14 protein-coding genes are annotated in these 17,614 nt (G+C 34.1%); 12 read left to right on the forward strand and 2 right to left on the reverse strand.

The window, feature by feature from the left end:
- Nucleotides 1-103 precede the first annotated feature (103 nt).
- From ACZYT3_RS01125 to ACZYT3_RS01180, 12 genes are all read left to right on the forward strand, one after another.
- Complete coding sequence (locus ACZYT3_RS01125) at nucleotides 104-1,633, forward strand: N-acetylmuramoyl-L-alanine amidase (RefSeq protein WP_464087369.1); 1,530 nt, start codon at nucleotides 104-106, stop codon at nucleotides 1,631-1,633.
- 14 nt (nucleotides 1,634-1,647) lie between these two features.
- A complete protein-coding gene (locus tag ACZYT3_RS01130; RefSeq protein WP_464087370.1) occupies nucleotides 1,648-2,955 on the forward strand; it encodes a cadherin-like beta sandwich domain-containing protein in 1,308 nt (435 codons plus the stop codon).
- A 304-nt stretch (nucleotides 2,956-3,259) separates the two neighbouring features.
- Nucleotides 3,260-5,113, forward strand: coding sequence for a tRNA uridine-5-carboxymethylaminomethyl(34) synthesis enzyme MnmG (mnmG, locus tag ACZYT3_RS01135; protein WP_464087371.1), 1,854 nt, complete (start codon nucleotides 3,260-3,262; stop codon nucleotides 5,111-5,113).
- A 59-nt stretch (nucleotides 5,114-5,172) separates the two neighbouring features.
- Complete coding sequence (locus ACZYT3_RS01140) at nucleotides 5,173-5,649, forward strand: LURP-one-related/scramblase family protein (protein ID WP_464087372.1); 477 nt, start codon at nucleotides 5,173-5,175, stop codon at nucleotides 5,647-5,649.
- A 180-nt stretch (nucleotides 5,650-5,829) separates the two neighbouring features.
- Complete coding sequence (locus tag ACZYT3_RS01145; protein ID WP_464087373.1) at nucleotides 5,830-6,480, forward strand: HAD family hydrolase; 651 nt, start codon at nucleotides 5,830-5,832, stop codon at nucleotides 6,478-6,480.
- Between the two features lie 142 nt (nucleotides 6,481-6,622).
- Nucleotides 6,623-7,816: an ATP-binding protein gene (locus ACZYT3_RS01150; protein WP_464087374.1), complete on the forward strand. Its 1,194-nt coding sequence runs from the start codon at nucleotides 6,623-6,625 to the stop codon at nucleotides 7,814-7,816.
- A 113-nt stretch (nucleotides 7,817-7,929) separates the two neighbouring features.
- Nucleotides 7,930-8,913: an HNH endonuclease gene (locus tag ACZYT3_RS01155; RefSeq protein WP_464087375.1), complete on the forward strand. Its 984-nt coding sequence runs from the start codon at nucleotides 7,930-7,932 to the stop codon at nucleotides 8,911-8,913.
- Between the two features lie 438 nt (nucleotides 8,914-9,351).
- Nucleotides 9,352-11,250: a BglG family transcription antiterminator gene (locus ACZYT3_RS01160; protein WP_464087376.1), complete on the forward strand. Its 1,899-nt coding sequence runs from the start codon at nucleotides 9,352-9,354 to the stop codon at nucleotides 11,248-11,250.
- A gap of 13 nt (nucleotides 11,251-11,263) precedes the next feature.
- Entirely contained in the window at nucleotides 11,264-11,728 is a 465-nt protein-coding gene (locus ACZYT3_RS01165; RefSeq protein WP_464087377.1) for a PTS sugar transporter subunit IIA, read from the forward strand.
- Complete coding sequence (locus ACZYT3_RS01170) at nucleotides 11,725-12,039, forward strand: PTS fructose transporter subunit IIB (RefSeq protein WP_464087378.1); 315 nt, start codon at nucleotides 11,725-11,727, stop codon at nucleotides 12,037-12,039. Before ACZYT3_RS01165 ends, ACZYT3_RS01170 begins: the two co-directional genes overlap by 4 nt.
- Before the next feature lies 1 nt (nucleotide 12,040).
- Nucleotides 12,041-13,096 (forward strand): PTS fructose transporter subunit IIC, encoded by a 1,056-nt coding sequence (locus tag ACZYT3_RS01175; RefSeq protein WP_464087379.1) that lies wholly within the window; start codon nucleotides 12,041-12,043, stop codon nucleotides 13,094-13,096.
- Nucleotides 13,093-13,758: a bifunctional 4-hydroxy-2-oxoglutarate aldolase/2-dehydro-3-deoxy-phosphogluconate aldolase gene (locus ACZYT3_RS01180; protein ID WP_464087380.1), complete on the forward strand. Its 666-nt coding sequence runs from the start codon at nucleotides 13,093-13,095 to the stop codon at nucleotides 13,756-13,758. Before ACZYT3_RS01175 ends, ACZYT3_RS01180 begins: the two co-directional genes overlap by 4 nt.
- Nucleotides 13,759-13,812: 54 nt before the next feature.
- Here the strand turns inward: ACZYT3_RS01180 and ACZYT3_RS01185 are convergent, their stop codons facing one another.
- Both ACZYT3_RS01185 and ACZYT3_RS01190 read right to left on the reverse strand, forming a co-directional pair.
- Nucleotides 13,813-17,085, reverse strand: coding sequence for a UvrD-helicase domain-containing protein (locus ACZYT3_RS01185; protein WP_464087381.1), 3,273 nt, complete (start codon nucleotides 17,083-17,085; stop codon nucleotides 13,813-13,815).
- A gap of 32 nt (nucleotides 17,086-17,117) precedes the next feature.
- A complete protein-coding gene (locus tag ACZYT3_RS01190; RefSeq protein WP_464087382.1) occupies nucleotides 17,118-17,570 on the reverse strand; it encodes an SWIM zinc finger family protein in 453 nt (150 codons plus the stop codon).
- Between the last annotated feature and the right edge of the window lie 44 nt (nucleotides 17,571-17,614).

Here is a 17,614-nt window from a genome sequence, read left to right on the forward strand (position 1 = left end):
GGGAGTTACTTATTTGCATATGATTTTGGTTACAAAATCATTTTCTTGTGAAATTAAGTATTTTGGAGTTGTTTGAAAATATAAACTCATCTATAATAAAGATATGAAAAAAATTATTTATTTAATATGCGTTTGCCTGCTTGTTGCGTTATTTCCTGTTCATGTCATTGCATTTGAGGGAAGTCATGAAAGGGATGGAGAATTTTATCTCGTGAATGATAATGATCCTAATCGTACATTGATCGAAGCCACTCATTTAAGCGTTCGCTGGGAAAATGGCAGTGGTATCGTAAAATACTTTACCAAAAAAGACGGCAGTCAGTTAAGGATCGTAAAAAATCCGAATAATGGGGATTATATAGAAATACAGGCAGTCAGCATAGATACACAGACAGTAACATTAACAAAAGATTGCATGGGACATCGTGTACCTTTAGAATACCATGCTTTTGAAACGGGTGAAATGATCAAGGCCGGTACGTATCAGGTCAATAAGATCGGTGTCGGATGGATTGGTATCCTTAAAGAGGATGGGACGAATGTATGGGTGAATCCGAATCGCGACAATGATTATAATTATGTAAGTGGAAAGTTTACATTTTTTGAAAATGATGTGCAGACATTGAGCGTTTCTCAAATCAATGGTATTCCGGTCAATACAAACTATATGATCCCGAATTACAATCGAGTGGTACGGCCGGGCTACTCAAATGTTCCTTTATATGTAACGATACATAATACCGCAAATACCAGCAATGGCGCAGATGCACTGGCACATGCACAAATTCAATACAATCGTCGTAATTCTGCGGATATTTGGACAAGCTGGCATTTTCAGGTAGATGATCATTCCATTTATCAGAGCATTCCGATGGATGAGGTGGCCTGGCATGCAGGAGATGGTTCCATGATGGGGAACGGAAATACGATCGCAATTGAAATCTGTGAGAATAACGATGGTAATTACGCCCAGGCGGAAAGAAATGCGGCTTATCTGACAGCTCAGATCCTTTATGAAAACGGAATGCCTAAAGATGCTGTTCGTAAGCATGGCGACTGGTCAGGAAAAAATTGTCCGCATAATATCAATGATGGTACGAAGGGTACGATGGGATGGAGTGCGTTCGTACAACTGGTTGGTCAGATTTATGACCAGCTGGTAGAAGAGAATCAGGATGAAATTGTTGAATTGCCAGCGGAATTTAATGATTTTGTCGAAAAACTTACATATAAGAATGAAGGTAATCTTCTTTACAATATTCCGGTTGATACTCAATTGAAAGAATTTATGGAGGAAGTTCAATTTGTTGATGAAAATGCTATGGTATCAATGATGAATGCTAATGGAGAGTCTATTAATGATGGGGTGTTGATGACTGGCTATAGAATGAAAGTAATTTTAAATACTAATGAATCTAATCAGGAATTTGTTTTTATTCTATCAGTAAAAGGGGATGTTAACGGTGACGGAAAGATTTTACCGACAGATTATGTTTTAATTAAAAATCATATTATGAAAAGTGGTGCAACATTAAAAGGTGCTTATGCAAAAGCCGCTGATTATAATGAAGATGGAAAGATATTACCAACAGATTATGTTAGAATAAAAAACTATATAATGAATAAAAATTAATGGGAGATATAAAAATGAAATTGTTAAGAAAAATAACTTTATTTAGTATAGGAATTATCTTTTGTTTTGGTTTAGTGATTTCAGTAAAGGCTGCGGCTTTTTCTATGAGTGCTTCAACAAAGACTGTTTCTCCTAACGGTACATTTGTAGTTACACTTAGTGGTAATGTAACAGGAAATATTTTTATTAATGTAGAAAATGAAAGAGCGTCTGAAAGCCAAATTTGGATAGAGAATAATTCTGTTTCAGTAACAATCACAGCGGGGTCAAGTGGAAATGTGAAAGTTACAGCAATTCCTGGTGAAGGACTCTCAGATCCACAAGGAAATGCAGTTCCAGATACCAGCGGTACCACTGTTTCAGTAACAATCCAGCAGCCCACCTCATCAAATCCATCAAGACCTTCAACACCAAGTTCATCGAATACAACACCGGTAAAAACATTTAATTTAAATCTGAGTGCCATTCAGGTTGAGGGAGCATCCTTAACTCCGGATTTTTCAGGAGATACGGTAGATTACAGTGTTGAATTACCTAAGGGAACAACTTCTGTAACGATCAGTGCCAGTGCTGCTGATTCTGAAGTTTCTGTTCAGGGTATCGGGACACATGAAGTGCATGAAGGAAATAATGTTATTGAATTAACGACGCATCATCCTGAAACAAGTACGACAAAAACGTATCGTATTCAGGTATATGTAGAAGAAGAACCAAAAGTCTTTCTGAAATATAAGGATACAGAGTTAGGCGTATATCCAAGTTTTCATGGCAGTGAAACATTAGAAGGCTTTGAAAATACTGAGGTAACCATTCAAGACCAGCAGGTTTTAGGTAAGGTGAATGAGCAGGGATTGATCTTATTGTATATGGTAGAAGAAAGTGGTGAAAAAGCTTTTTATGTCTATAAGGATGAGGTGTTATATAAATATTTGCCTGTGACGATTGCCGGAAGAACATTTATTTCCCTGGAAATACCGGATGATATGAAAAATATGACAGGACTTATCCAACAGAAAATTATGATTCATGATGTGGAATATGATGGCTGGGTTTTTGAAGATGATTCTTTCAGTAATTATTCTTTATTGTATCTAATGAATGAAAAGGGTGATATTCATCTGTATCAGTATGAATCAACCGAAGGTGTCATTCAGTTATATTCAGGTGCTGCGGCACTCAGACAGGAAAGTGTGGATGCATTACGTGATGAAATGAATATGATGAAAATAGCCTTGATTGCAGTAAGTGTCATTGCGGTGATCATATTGGGAGCAGGTGTTGGATTCTATTTTTATAAAAAGAAGATGTCTGGAAGTCATTAGGTCCTTTTGAAGGACCTTTTTTAGTTGTTGAATGAAGAAATTTTGTGTTTGCTGATCGATGATATACTTAGATTGACTGGGATAAAAAAAGAAATCAGATGAAGTGGAAGAAATATTAGTAAGTTATTGTAAAATATAGGCTTTGCCATAACAGGTATCAGAGGAGAGGTTCTATGGAATCATATAAAAAGTAGATTTACAAAGCATGTATATCTTAATGAAGCAACAGAAGTGCTTTTGTATTTCATACTTTTTTTTCTATTCTAAAAGTGGTATGATAGTTGAGCTAAGTTGAGGTGATTAGATGGTTGATGTAATTGTATTAGGTGGTGGACATGCCGGCGTAGAGGCTGCATTGGCTTGTGCCCGTATGAAACAGGAAACAATGCTTTTAACGATGCATATTGATATGATTGCATCGATGCCTTGTAATCCAAGTGTAGGAGGTCCTGCCAAAGGAATCGTTGTTCGTGAGATTGATGCGTTAGGCGGTGAAATGGGTAAGGCAGCCGATCGTACGGCTTTGCAGTTAAAAATGTTGAATACCAATAAAGGACCGGGTGTACAGTCCTTACGTGTACAGTCAGATAAGCTGGCTTATCGGAAATATATGCAGGATGTTTGTTTACATACCGATCATTTAAAAGTTAAGGAATGTATCGTTGAGAAAATCAATTTTAAGGATAAAAGAGTTACAGGTGTTACCTTGCATGATGGCAGTGTGATTGAGTGTAAAGCACTCATTCTAACAAGCGGAACCTTCATGAGCAGTAATATTCTTGTTGGACATACTTCGACAGAATCAGGTCCGGAAGATGAACCGACAACAAAAAACTTATCACAGAGCTTGCGGGATCAGGGCATCCGTACCTTCCGTTTGAAAACGGGAACACCGGCTCGTGTTTATACGGATTCGATTGATTTTTCAAAGACTGAGGTACAACCGGGAACAAAAGATTTTGTCTGCTTCTCTTATGATACAAAAAAAGAAGATGTACTTCCTTATGAAAAACAGTGGAATTGTTATTTAACCTATACCACTCCGTTAACCCATCAGATCATTCAGGATAATTTACAAAAAAGTGCCATGTATTCAGGCTTGGTAAAAGGTGTTGGACCACGTTATTGTCCGTCTATTGAAGACAAGATCGTACGCTTTGCCGATAAAGAAAGACATCAGATATTCTTGGAACCTGAATCTAAAGATCTGGATACGACCTATATTCAAGGATTCTCAACCTCAATGCCTCATGACATTCAGGAAAGAATGTTGAAAAGCTTGCCGGGTCTTGAAAATTGTCGTATAAAAAAATATGCTTATGCGATTGAATATGATGCTATTGACCCTTTACAGTTGAAACCAACCCTTGAATTGAGAGAGATCGAAAATTTATTCTGTGCCGGTCAGATCAATGGTACAAGCGGTTATGAGGAAGCTGCCGGACAGGGATTGATGGCCGGGATCAATTGTGCGTTAAAGCTGCAAAGCAAAGATCCTTTGATCTTAAATCGTGATGAAGCGTATATTGGAGTTTTGATCGATGATCTGGTAACAAAAGGAACTAAAGAACCTTATCGTCTTTTAACTTCGCGTGCTGAATATCGTCTTTTGTTACGTCATGATAATGCCGATGCCCGTTTGAGCGAAAAAGGATATGCCGTAGGTCTTTTGCCTCAGTATAGAATTGATGCTTATCGAAAAAAACAAAAAGAAATCCAAGAATATACGGAAAAACTGTCAGAAATTCGTTTCACACCGAAATCTTCTGTATCTGAATATCTTCAGGAAAATGGTTTTGACGCCTTGCATGATGGTATGAGCGCACTTGAGCTTTTACGTCGTCCGAATATTACGATTCGAGGCTTATCGCCATATATGGATCTGGAGATTTCTGATGAAGTTGCGAAACAGATTGAAATTGAAATAAAGTATGAAGGATATATTGCGAAAGCAAAAAAAGAGGCGGCACGTTTACAGTCGATGGAAAAGGTAAAGCTCGTCAATATCAATTATGATGAGGTAGAAAATCTTTCTTTAGAAGGAAGAGCTAAGCTAAAAGCTATTCAGCCTTTTACCTTAGGGCAGGCAAGCCGTATATCCGGTGTAAATCCTGCGGATATTGCTGTATTGGCAATTTATCTGAAACAGCATAAATAACAAATATGTTATTCTATTTCCATATGATTTTGTTATAATGGAAGCATAGGAGATAGACGATGAAAAAATTATATATCAAACAAAAATTTCTTGCATTAACAGATACTTATGATATTTATGATGAAAATGAATATCCTAAATATTTTGCGCAATGTGATTTTACCTTAATGCTACATCGGTTAAGAGTTTATGACGGAGATGTTGAGTTTGGTTATGTAGAACAGCAATTCAAGTTTTTTGAACCGGAATTTTCTTTTTATTTAAATGATAAATTTATCGGTAATATTGTAAAGGAGCTTACTTTTTTCAAGCCAAGATATTATTTAGATTTTAATGATTGGCGTATAGAAGGTGACTTATTCGGTTTAGATTATGAAGTGTTTGATGGCCAGGGCCATGTGATCATGTCTTTTTCGAAAGATTTATTTCGTTTTACCGATTATTATTGCCTTACGATATTTGATGATGAGAATGAAAAACTTTGTCTGTTGATAGCACTGGCTGTGGATATGGCGGTTTGTTCACAAAAAAATTAAAATAGCTGCAGGTATCTGCAGTTTTTCTTTATGTACACTTGTTTCAATTTACAGGCATATGGTAAAATGAAAATAAATTTGACATATAAAGCTTAGAAAGTGACATTACGATTATTTCACAGAATCAGCGTTAGAAGTTAAAAGTAAATGTCATTTTAATAAAAATAAAGAGGTGATCTTATGATAGAAGCATTGCTGTATGATATGGATGGTTTGTTGCTGGATACGGAAAGAATGCAGGATAAGATATGGGATAAAGCAAAGGAGCATTTTCATTATGATTTTAATGAAGCGTTTAAAAAAGAAATGAGAGGTATCAATATCCGGGCCAGTCTAAAAGTACATGAGAAATATTTTGGTAAGAATTTTGATTATCAGACGGTGTTGAAGTGGCGTCGAGCATATTTTATGGAAATGGCTAAAGATGAGGGCATACCGATTAAAAAAGGTGCTTTGGATCTTTTGCGATATGCAAGGGAAAAAAAGATTCACTGTGCTTTGGCAACCTCAACAGAAAGAGATCGCTTCATGCAGTATATTCCTTATTTAGAAGAGAATATCTTTGATTATTTTGAAGTGATCGTAGATGGTTCGATGGTGAAACATTCAAAGCCTGATCCGGAAATCTTTTTATTGGCAGCAGATAAATTAGGTGTTGCTATTGAAAAATGCATGGTGCTTGAAGATTCAATCAATGGTGTAAAGGCCGGAATTGCCTCAGGGGCAAAGACGGTGATGATTCCTGATTTAATGCAGCCAACAGATGAAATTAAAGATCAAGTGTATCGTATTTTAAATGATTTAAGTGAAGTAATCAAAATATTGAAATAGAAGCATACGTGTGAGTATGCTTTTAAAAAAGATTTAAATACACTTAAAACTTTTAATAAATAAGCAAAAAGATTTAAATACATTTAAAACTATTGAATAATAAAGAAAAGGATGTTAGAATGATTCTAAAGGTGGTGGAAAAGTGATCAAAAGAGAATTATATCTAAAAAAAATACGCCCATTTTATCATTCTGAATTAATCAAAGTTATCACAGGTGTTAGAAGATGTGGAAAATCAGTGCTGTTGAAACAAATAAAAGAGGAATTAATAGAAGGCGGAGTAAAAGAAGAAGCAATTGTTTATATAAATTTTGAAGATTATCAATATCGCAAATTAAAGGATCCAGATGAATTTTATACGTATATCGAAAATATAATAAAAAATGAAAAAATGTATTTAATGTTTGATGAAATACAAAATGTTGATAATTTTGAATTAGTTGTAAATTCATTTCGAGCAACACATGATGTAAGTATTTTTTTAACGGGTTCTAATTCAAAATTGCTTTCAGGAGAGCTAGCAACACATCTTGGGGGTCGAACGATATCCTTTACGATGTATCCATTCACCTTTAAAGAGTTTTGTGAATTTAAAGGAAAAGAGCCTGATCATCATTTGCTTGATGAATATTGTACATGGGGAGGCTTTCCTCTTGTTTGTCAGGCAGAAAATGATGATATGAAGGAAACTATTTTAATGAACTTATATGATTCGATTATTTTAAAAGATATCGTTCAAAGAAATAAGATTAAATCCGTTAATGTTTTAGAGAAGGTAATTGATTATTTAGTATCAACATCAGGAATGATTCTTTCTGCTCAGAATATTACAAAAGTATTGGCGAATGAAAAACAGAAAGTAAGCGAACCAACGATATATGACTATATCCGTTACATTTTAGATGCTTATATTATCAATAAAGTTGAAAGGTATGATATACGAGGGAAAAGAGTATTAGCTTTTGAAGAAAAAACATATGTTTGTGATTTAGGCTTCTTCCATTTAAAAAAGAATAAAGTAAAAGATGAATTTGGAAGTATGATGGAAACTCTTGTGTATAATGAACTAGCAGCAAGAGGATATAAAATCTATATTGGAAAAACATATCGAGGCGAAATAGACTTTATCGTAGAAAAAAATAATAAAAAAAGTTATATTCAGGTCGCCTATTTATTAAACAACGAAGAAACAATAAAGCGAGAGTTTGGGGCTTTTGATTCTATATCTGACCATTATCCTAAATATGTAATATCTTATGATACAATTCGGTTAGGTGAAAGAAATGGTATTAATCATATTCCAATGATGAAGTTTTTAATAGATGATCTATTTTGATGGTTAATCTTAGACTATTAAAAGATAAGAGAAAACAGGAATATTCAATCTCATATTTTAATTAAAATAACAAAAATTTCAAAGATTGTAGTAAAGGAGTTGTTATAATACGTATGAATTATTTTTTTGTTAATATAGGAACATCGTATAAAGAAGTAGTTAATATTGAATGTTTATGGGCTCCTATTAAAGATAAATCTGGGAAATCTATATTTTATTGGGATAATCTTTTGAAAGTAGAAAAAAATGATATTATATTTTGCAATAATGGATCAGGAAAAATTGTATCACTTTGTATTGCAAAAGATAAATGCTATGATTCAGATTGTCCATATATTTCAAATGAATGGGGTAAAGAGGGGAGAAGAATAGATGTTGAGATTATTATGTTGAAAGAGCCATTTAAATTCAAGGAAATTGGCGAAGAACTATATAATCTTCAAAGAAAAAAGCATGGAGCATTCAAGAAAGATTATGGTGCAAATCAAGGGTATTTATTTGAATTAAGTAAAGGGCAAGGAGAATTGTTACTAAATTGTATCAATGTCTCGAGTTTGCCAAGTGAAACTTTAAAAGTATTAAGATCAGATTTTAACCAAGAAAATGAAGAGCACATTGAAGAAAATTGGCAATATAAGGAAATTTATAGCGGTAGAATTAAACCTTATACGGATGAAGAGTTATTGGAACATCAAGAAACTATTAAAAATAAGACTTATGAAGAAATAGAATCAAGTAGTAAAAGAGGTAAAACAGATGCAAGAATTAAGGCAACATGCTTACAAAAGGCATCTTTTATGTGTGAGATAAGTCAAGATCATAAAACATTTATAAATGCAACTGGACAGCATCAATATATGGAGTGTCATCACTTAATTCCGATGAAAGCTCAAAAAGATCTAAGAGGTATATGGCTTGATGATTTATTTAATGTGTTTTCATTATGCCCTGGTTGTCATGCACAAATTCATTATGGGAATAGAGAAGCTAAAGAAAAAGTATTTAAAAAAATATATAATGATAGGAAGAAATTATATGAAAATAAAGGCATCGATTCTCATATGATGGAAGAAATATTTGAAAAATATTATTTTTAGTGAATTATATGAAAATAATGAATAATAAGTGCTCTGAGTAAGCACTTATTTTCTTTTGTATAAAAATATGTCATTAATTGACAGAAATAAAAAAATACAAAAAGTATTTATCAAATATAATGAAATTGGAGGAAATATGAAAGATTATTTTAAATTATTTACAATCAAAAGTGATGAAAGAAATAGACATGTGATCTATGAAAATACACATATGAATTATCTTATATGTCTATTTGCAATTATATCCCTTTTATCATGTGTATTTAATAAAGTAATGATCGCAATAATATTCTTCTTAATATTTCTTGTGATTTCTGTTTTGAAAATTCTTAAATTCCGTCAACTTTTAAGAAAATTTCACCAATATCGGTATCGTATCGAAGGGTCAAAATATTCTTTTTCAGATGCACGTCACTTCATCATGGAGGAACAGGGTTTATGAAACAAAGAGAGAAGGATATCCTTAACTATTTGATTACACATCGACATCTTATTTCTAAAAAAGAATTGGCGGATCAGCACCAAGTATCTGTATCGACGATTCGAGATGAAATAAAAAACTTGAATGAGTTTTTAAAAATCTATGATGTAGAGATTACAAGTATTCGTGGAAGCGGGGTACGAATAGAGGGTAGTGACGAGAATATACAGGAGGTATTGGATAAGATAAATACCGATAAGAGTCATTTAGATCGATGTTACTATATCGCATATTATTTGTTAACACATAAAGGAAGCTATGTAAAAATAAGTGAATTGGCAGAGCAGTTTTATTTAAGTCAATCAGCGATTCGAAATGATTTGGATCGATTGAATAAACTGTTGAAAAACGAAAAAGTTGTCCTGGAATTTAATAAAGGAAAAGGAGTCCAATTAGTAGGAGAGGAAAAAGAATTAAGAAACTTTTTATCGAAAATACTTGCGATACAAGCTGATATCTTAGATCCATATGGGTTTAAATCATCATATAAAACGATTCAAGAAAGAATCATCTCAATATGTCAGTTAGATATTGAACCTATACATCGTTATTTAAGGAATACATTAAAAAGGATCGGCTTAAGCTTAAGTGATAATTCTTTTAATACTTTATTGCTTCATATCGCAATTTCGATCATTCGTATCAGACAGGGGAATTTATTGAATAATGATGATCAATTGGCAATCAGTTTTGAATCGATTTATCAGGAGATCATTCAACTTTGCAATAAACTGGAAAAGACCTATGGAACTCATTTTTCAAAAAGTGAAAGACACTTGATATATCAATATCTGATATCATCAAATGATGTATTAAGTGGTCAAGAGATCTATGGAGATAATGATATTCGTAATACTTGTCAATTACTTGCAAGAGAAATTGTTCAAATTGTTGAGGATACGCGGAATATTCATTTAGATGATGAAAGTATTGTGGATAATTTGGTTGTCCATTTATTACCATTAACGAATAGAATGGCAAATTCAGTAACTTTAAAAAATCCATTGCTGAATCAAATCAAGCAAGAATATCCTGATGCTTACGGTATCTCATGGATGTGCAACAGTTTATTTAAGAAATATTTTGGTGTGATGCTTCAAGAAGATGAATTGGCATATCTTGCAATACATATAGAAGCCATGATCGAACAGGAAAAAACACTGATAAGAACGATCATCGTATGTTCACAGGGCGTTGGTATATCGCAGCTATTGGCTTCTAAGATACAGAAAGCTTTCAATGAGATAAAGATCATAGACGTGATTGCGGAAAATTGTATCGATAAATATAAGCCCGATAAGATCGATCTTTGTATCTCAACATTTCCTGTTGAAACAACGATCAATCGTATCATTGTAAATCCTTTGCTTTATCAACAAGATTATAAAAAGATTCAAGCGTTTATTGATCGTTATTCATCAGATAAAATTAAACTTTTTAGAAAGATTCATTTAGAAACGATTCTACATTGTGAATTAACAAAGGCAGATGACGTGATTTGCAGCGTTTCTCAAGTGCTTTCATCTAAAGGCTATGTAAAACCTAAGTATGGAGATGATGTAGCAGAACGAGAGAAGAAATGCTCAACAGCTATCGGCAGCAAAATAGCGATTCCTCACGGTTATTTAGAAAGTGTACAACGATCAGCAATATGTGTTGTTACACTCAATGAATGTATATTGTGGGGAGAAGATGAAGTAGATTTGTTGATTTTCTTGGCGGTTACCAGAGAAGAAGTCAAAACTGTGAATTTAAAGTTACGACAGTTGTATCAGTTGCTTTATCGTCAAGAAATACACGATCGAATTTTACAAGCTAATTCAAAAGAAGAAATAGAAGATATATTGGATATATAGGAGATTATCAGCTATGAAGATAGAAGAAGTGCTTAACGAGAAAAGCATCCATTTAGATAAGGATCTGACAAGTAAAGATGAAGTATTTGATTACTTATGTTCTTCTCTTTATCAAAATGGAATGATATCAGATAAAAAAATCTTTCAAAATAAAGTATATGATAGAGAAGCATTATCAGTTACGGGACTCATTGATGGAGTTGCGATTCCTCATGGAGTGAGTGATGTAGTTGTAAAACCCTGTGTGGCATTTGTGAGAACCAAAAAGGGGATTGAGTGGGAGTCCATCGATGGAAATAAGATAAGATATATATTTTTATTGGCAATTCCTGACAATACGAAAGACGATGTACATATAAAAATGCTTTCTGAATTAGCAAGATCTTTGATGGATCAAAGCGTAATTTCAAAATTAGGGTATGTAGAAACAGCAGATGAACTGTTGAATCTATTAAAGAAAGGAGGTAACCGGTCATGAAGATTGTTGCTGTGACAGCTTGTACAGTAGGGGTGGCACATACATATATTGCCAAAGATCGTTTAGTACAAGCTGCTGAAAAAAGAGGTCATCGTATCAGCGTGGAAACACAAGGAACAATCGGTTGTGAAAGCATCTTAACGGAGGATGAGATCAAAGAAGCTGATATCGTTATCTTCGCTGCTGATGTTGCTGTAACAAATGAGGAAAGATTTAAAGATAAGCCTATTGTTAGAGTTAAGTCAGAAGTTGCTATTAAGCAGCCAGAAAAACTTTTAGAAAAAATCGAAGCAAAATTAAAGGAGAAATAGTATGAAATTAAAGGATGTTTATAAACATATTTTAACCGGTGTCGGTTATATGATCCCGGTTATCTGTTTGGGTGGTATCTTACAGTCTTTTGGTACGATGCTTGGAGGAGCAACCGTAACGAATAATACTGAAACATTTGCATATATGTTATATAATGGTGGATCATTAGCCATGTCAATGGTCGTTCCTACGTTAGCTGCTTATACAGCCTATTCTATTTGTGATCGTCCAGGAATTGCGCCGGGATTTGTCGTAGGTTTACTGTCAGTAAATAAGAATATCGGTTTCATTGGCGGTATCATCGGTGGTCTTTTAGTAGGGTATTTCATACAGTTTGTAAAAGAGAAATTACCTCTTCCTGCAAGCTTAAAGTCTTTATTGCCATTGTTGATACTTCCTATCTTCGGGGGCTTATTTTCAGTATTATTGATGAACTATGTCTTAGGTCCTATTTTGGGTGGTTTACAACAAGTTTTAATTGATCTGTTCACTTCTATGACATCTGGTTCGAAAGTACTGTTTGGTATCGTCTTAGGTGTGTTGATGGGTGTTGATTTAGGAGGACCGGTAACAAAAGCAGGAACAACGGTTGCGAATGGTTTGGTTGCTGATGGTATCATTGGCCCGGAAGGTGCAAAAGTATGCATCGGCTGCGTGGCTCCTATTGCTTTAGGGATCAGTGCTTTAATAGAAAAGAAAAAATATACTGAAGAAGAAAGAGAACAGGCTGTTTCAGCCATCATCCTTGGTTCTGCGCAAGTAGGAGAAGGTGGCTTGCCATTCTTGATTCGTGATCCGTTACATGTCATGCCGGCAACGATTATCGGTAGTGCTGTGACAGGAGCTATCGCTATGTATTTTGATGTTGGATCATCAGTAATGATGGGTGGTTTCTTTGCTTTTCCGGTAATGGAAAATGTATGGCCTGGAGCGTTTCTTGCAATTGGTGTAGGAGTTATCGTGACAATGATCGTTCTTCATTTTACAAAGAAAGAGGCCAAAGAAGGAAATCCTTTTGAAGATAGCGATGAAGATTTTGAGGTAAATATCGAATGACAAATATTGAAAAAGTTGAACAGGATTTACTCTTATCAAAATTGATGTGTATTTTTCGAGTCAATGATATTGAGGTTCAAACGATCGTAGATGCAAGTAAGGCTTGTGTTGAAAATGGCGCAAAGTTTATTGAAATCACATATAATCATCAAGAGTATGAAGATAAAACTTTTGAAGTGATTCAAAGTGTGAAAAAGGCGGTCGGTCAAGATATTTATGTTGGTTGTGGTACTGTATTAACTGTGGAAGAAGCTAATAAAGCTATTTCAGCACAGAGTGATTTTATTGTTGCCCCTATTCTAAATTTAGAGGTATTAAAATATGCTCATGATCATGATGTATTTTATATGCCAGGTGTCATGAGTGCGACAGAAGCTTATGAAGCATATCGGAATCATGCGCATATCGTAAAATTATTCCCGACAGGTGAGTTGGGCGTTGATTATGGTAAAGCATTGATGAAACCTCTGGGATTCATTCAATATTTTGCTGTTGGGAAAATGACGTTGGAATTTTACGAAGAATGCTTAGATGCAGGATTTGTTGGTGCAGGAGTAAGCAGCAGTATTAATTCACGTGAAATTTTAGAAAGTAAAAATTATGAATTGATCGGAAGCAAGGTAAAGGAATATGTAAGGATCGCAAACAAATATAATAAATAAAATGAAAAACTCTATTAAGATAATATGTCCTAATAGAGTTTTTTTTATCATTTCTTATCTGTTTTCTAAAATTTTCAATAATCCTTGAAGCTTACGAGTGGTCAGACTTTCTCCATAATGAAGACCATCATAGGTTGGGTGCAATACAGGATAAAGTGAATGCTTTGTTTTGAGGATATAATGACGATCGATCAGCCATTCTATGATCGTTATTAGATCTTCTCTTTCAATTGTCTTAAGCTTCCCATATTCCTTGACTTCATCTAGCTTAGCATTTTTAATTTTTTTGCTGTTAGCTCCTCGAAGTACATCTGCAAGGATATTAATACCATAATAGTGGTGAATACTGATATTTGATAAAGCCTGTAAGATAGTATAGACAACCTCGTTCAAATCATTTCCTTTATATAAGACAGGCTGGAGATCAGCTTTTTTTATTTCTGTTACAGATTCTTTTTTCTTAGATATATTTTCTTGAGAGATGATTTTTATTGGTTCACTTATGACTTGTTTATTCGATTTAGATGAGGCAGGGTCAGAAGAATAATTCATCATGCTGTAGAACTGTTCTTTCCAAATAACACGTTTACATCCGCTGCCATCTGATTTATAGTTGGTGCAACCTAAGAAATAATTACCATCTTTTGCCGGCTTTACCACGAGATAACCATCATGACACCAGTCACATTTTAAGATCGAAAGTTTGCCTGCTTTATACTCATTAGTCATAAATCCGCAAATTTCCGGTTCATTGGTACATATATATAATTGCAAGCCATATGAATTTTTATAGCGATATTGCAACGGATAGCCACAGATAGGACAAACTTTTTTACCGGCATTATTTGGCTGATAGCTTTCATTCCAACTGCCGCGCAGGGATACATTTTTATATTCGCGTTTGATCTCTAGTAAAAATTCCGAAGGATTTTGTTCAGGGGCAATGAAATAGACACGGTTTTTCGTGCGTGTCATGGCAACGTAAAACAAACGTCTTTCCTCAGCATAATCAATCGAACGATCCCCTTTGACAACAAAAGATAAAACCGGATCATCTTCTATCTTTGATGGAAATCCATAGGTTTCATTTTTTCCATTAACGACTATTACATTGTCATATCCCAATCCTTTTGATGCATGAGCAGTTAAGAAGGTAATATTCATTTTAGGAAATTTTACACTTTTCAGCCGACTTTTATATTGTGTAAATTCAAATAAGCCGGACTTTTCTAAACGATCAGCATCAAATCCAAAGCGGCCAATGAGAAGGATCGAAGAATCTTCTTCCTTTTCTTCTTGTTCATTGTACATATGGATCTGTTCAAGCGCTGTTTCTACGGCATGTGCCATCGCATAATTGACGCCACTGCGATTATCACCATGTACTTTTTTAGGTGTGGCATCATATGTATAAATAATGACAGGATCTGTAATGTTTTTAGGTGATATCAAAGTTTTAGCGATTTGAGAAGTATTTTTCTGAATAAAGTTACCTGCAATATCAATGACTTCCTGTGAATTACGATAGGTCTTTACGATCTTCAATAATTTCGCATATCCCATCTTTTCCGCAAACTGAGTGAATAATGTGATATCTGAACCACTAAAAGCATAGATTGACTGCCAGTCATCCCCTACAGCCATGATCTTCGCATCACAAACCTCAGACAAGGCTTTCACTAAATCAAAACGCTGCCGGGAGATATCCTGGTATTCATCCACGATGATATATTTGTAATCAAGTTTCTGTTTCATTTCTTTGACCTGTCGTAAAAGCTTCGCAGAATCATTGATCATATCTTGAAAATCAACAGCATGACTTTCTTTAAGCTGTCGTTCATATTCTAAATAACAATCATGGGTAATGTTTAAGAAAAGACGTGTTCGTACATTCAATGTAGAATGATACATACGATTAAAATCATCTTCTTGATATCCATTTGTTTTAAAATTGGTAATGAAGCGACAAATTAAGGTCAGCAATCGCCGGATATATCTGTTCTCTTCTGAGGATACAAGTTTTTCCATCACTTCTTTATTGGAACGAGGACGTAATTCAAATCCATTCTTTTCTAATTCATCCTGTAAATGTTTAAGCAACGGCTGATGGTCATTATATTCAGAGTAGGTATAGAGCAGTGGTGTCTGATGTCTATGATGAAGCTTTATTTTATCTTGGATGGCTTTTTTATAAGCCCTTAATTCATCATCACTAAAACGATTGTTTTTACCACTTTCAGAAATACCAAAATGTTCAAGATAAGAATATTTATCATCTTGCCAGATCTTAAAGTCCGGTGTGTAAGGTTTTCTGGCATGTGGTATATCATATTTATAAATGGGTTCATATTCATAATCGATATGATTTAAATATAAGAAATTGGCGATTTCAACTTCCTGGTGAGAACGTAAGATTTCATTTTGAATCGTTACCATTTTCTTTGAACGGATATCCATGACCCGTTTTTTATACTCATTCAAATCACTCCGCATCGTAGAAAAATTTGACTTAGCAATCTTATTGAAAAAGTTACTTAGATCATTCTCATCCATTGGTGCGTCAAAATAAGATGAAAAGAATAGTATGAGATTATTGACCAGCGTTTCATTGGTAAGAATGGCGCTTTTAAAATAATCCTGAAGGATGAAATAAAGCTTTGATGAATCTACGATATTTAATTTTTCAGGGGTATGCTTTCTTAAGATGGCATTTCCAACTGAATGGAATGTAGATATCGGACAGTCAATAGACAGATCTTTGTTAATTTTATCCGCTAATTCCTGAACCGCTTTATTGGTAAAGGAAACAACAAGTATTTCGGAGGGATCGATACCCTTTTTTTCTACAAGGTATCTTACCCTTGCAGCAACGGTCGTAGTTTTACCTGCCCCGGCTCCTGCAATTACAAGGCAGTAATCCTCATCGGTTAGCACGACACGGCGCTGATCTTCATCTAATACAATTTTCGGATCAGATTCAAGAAGAATACGGTCAAGATAATCTTTTTCATCTTTCATTGTTTTTTGGATGAAATTCTCATTGTGATCATCGATGAGTGATTCAAAGTTTTGATATTCATCTAAAGCTGATTCGATTTCTTTAAGATCAAGACCATTTTTCTGACAGAAGATATCTAACATATCACTATTCTTTAATACAAGAAAAAATTGGATGATCTGATCCTTAGCTTCTAATTCTTCTTTAAAACGGCTTCTTGCGATATATTGCTTTTCAGAAAGCAAATGATCCATAAAATGTTTCAAATCTAAAAGCTGAGGAATCTCAGATATATTATTTTTAGTTGTTTGTCTTTCGTTTGTTTCCATAATCATATCCCTATATAATTCTTATAAAGTGATCAGTAATAATCATCATAGTACTCTTTTTCTAAATCCTCAATCATTCTTTCAATCAGTTTTTCCTGAAGTTCTTGCTTAGAAAGTTTCTTTACAGATTTCACGATATCTGCTTTGCGCTGATTAAATCTTAATTTTAAATTCTCTTCATATTTTATGTTTTCTTCTTCGATATAATCCATCCATTGCTGCTCTTTTTCTGGAAATACATGCAAATAAAGTGCAATCATATGTTTACAAATCACTCTTCTTCCATCTGCAAAGGGGCAGTTACAGGTTGATTTTCTTGGATGATCGATATCAATATGCACTTGATAAATATGGTCTTCACTTCCTTTTACTTCACCATCAATATGAACATCATCCAACATGCTGCAAGATAAGACTCTGTTTTCGTGATGATAGTCGATTCCTCGCCAAAGGGAAGAATTACTTGCCAAATTAAGAAATTTCATATTATCATCCTCTCTTCTATTATTTATTATAAAAGCATAAAAAT

The organism is Traorella sp. mt218 (assembly GCF_055420025.1).

Bases quoted from the DNA above. Each gene is read 5' to 3' on its own strand.
- ACZYT3_RS01140 (WP_464087372.1), top strand. From the start codon at position 5,173: ATGAAAAAATTATATATCAAACAAAAATTTCTTGCATTAACAGATACT.
- ACZYT3_RS01145 (WP_464087373.1), top strand. From the start codon at position 5,830: ATGATAGAAGCATTGCTGTATGATATGGATGGTTTGTTGCTGGATACG.
- mnmG (WP_464087371.1), top strand. From the start codon at position 3,260: ATGGTTGATGTAATTGTATTAGGTGGTGGACATGCCGGCGTAGAGGCT.
- ACZYT3_RS01165 (WP_464087377.1), top strand. From the start codon at position 11,264: ATGAAGATAGAAGAAGTGCTTAACGAGAAAAGCATCCATTTAGATAAG.
- ACZYT3_RS01130 (WP_464087370.1), top strand. From the start codon at position 1,648: ATGAAATTGTTAAGAAAAATAACTTTATTTAGTATAGGAATTATCTTT.
- ACZYT3_RS01170 (WP_464087378.1), top strand. From the start codon at position 11,725: ATGAAGATTGTTGCTGTGACAGCTTGTACAGTAGGGGTGGCACATACA.
- ACZYT3_RS01185 (WP_464087381.1), bottom strand. From the start codon at position 17,085: ATGGAAACAAACGAAAGACAAACAACTAAAAATAATATATCTGAGATT.
- ACZYT3_RS01190 (WP_464087382.1), bottom strand. From the start codon at position 17,570: ATGAAATTTCTTAATTTGGCAAGTAATTCTTCCCTTTGGCGAGGAATC.
- ACZYT3_RS01160 (WP_464087376.1), top strand. From the start codon at position 9,352: ATGAAACAAAGAGAGAAGGATATCCTTAACTATTTGATTACACATCGA.
- ACZYT3_RS01180 (WP_464087380.1), top strand. From the start codon at position 13,093: ATGACAAATATTGAAAAAGTTGAACAGGATTTACTCTTATCAAAATTG.
- ACZYT3_RS01175 (WP_464087379.1), top strand. From the start codon at position 12,041: ATGAAATTAAAGGATGTTTATAAACATATTTTAACCGGTGTCGGTTAT.
- ACZYT3_RS01155 (WP_464087375.1), top strand. From the start codon at position 7,930: ATGAATTATTTTTTTGTTAATATAGGAACATCGTATAAAGAAGTAGTT.
- ACZYT3_RS01125 (WP_464087369.1), top strand. From the start codon at position 104: ATGAAAAAAATTATTTATTTAATATGCGTTTGCCTGCTTGTTGCGTTA.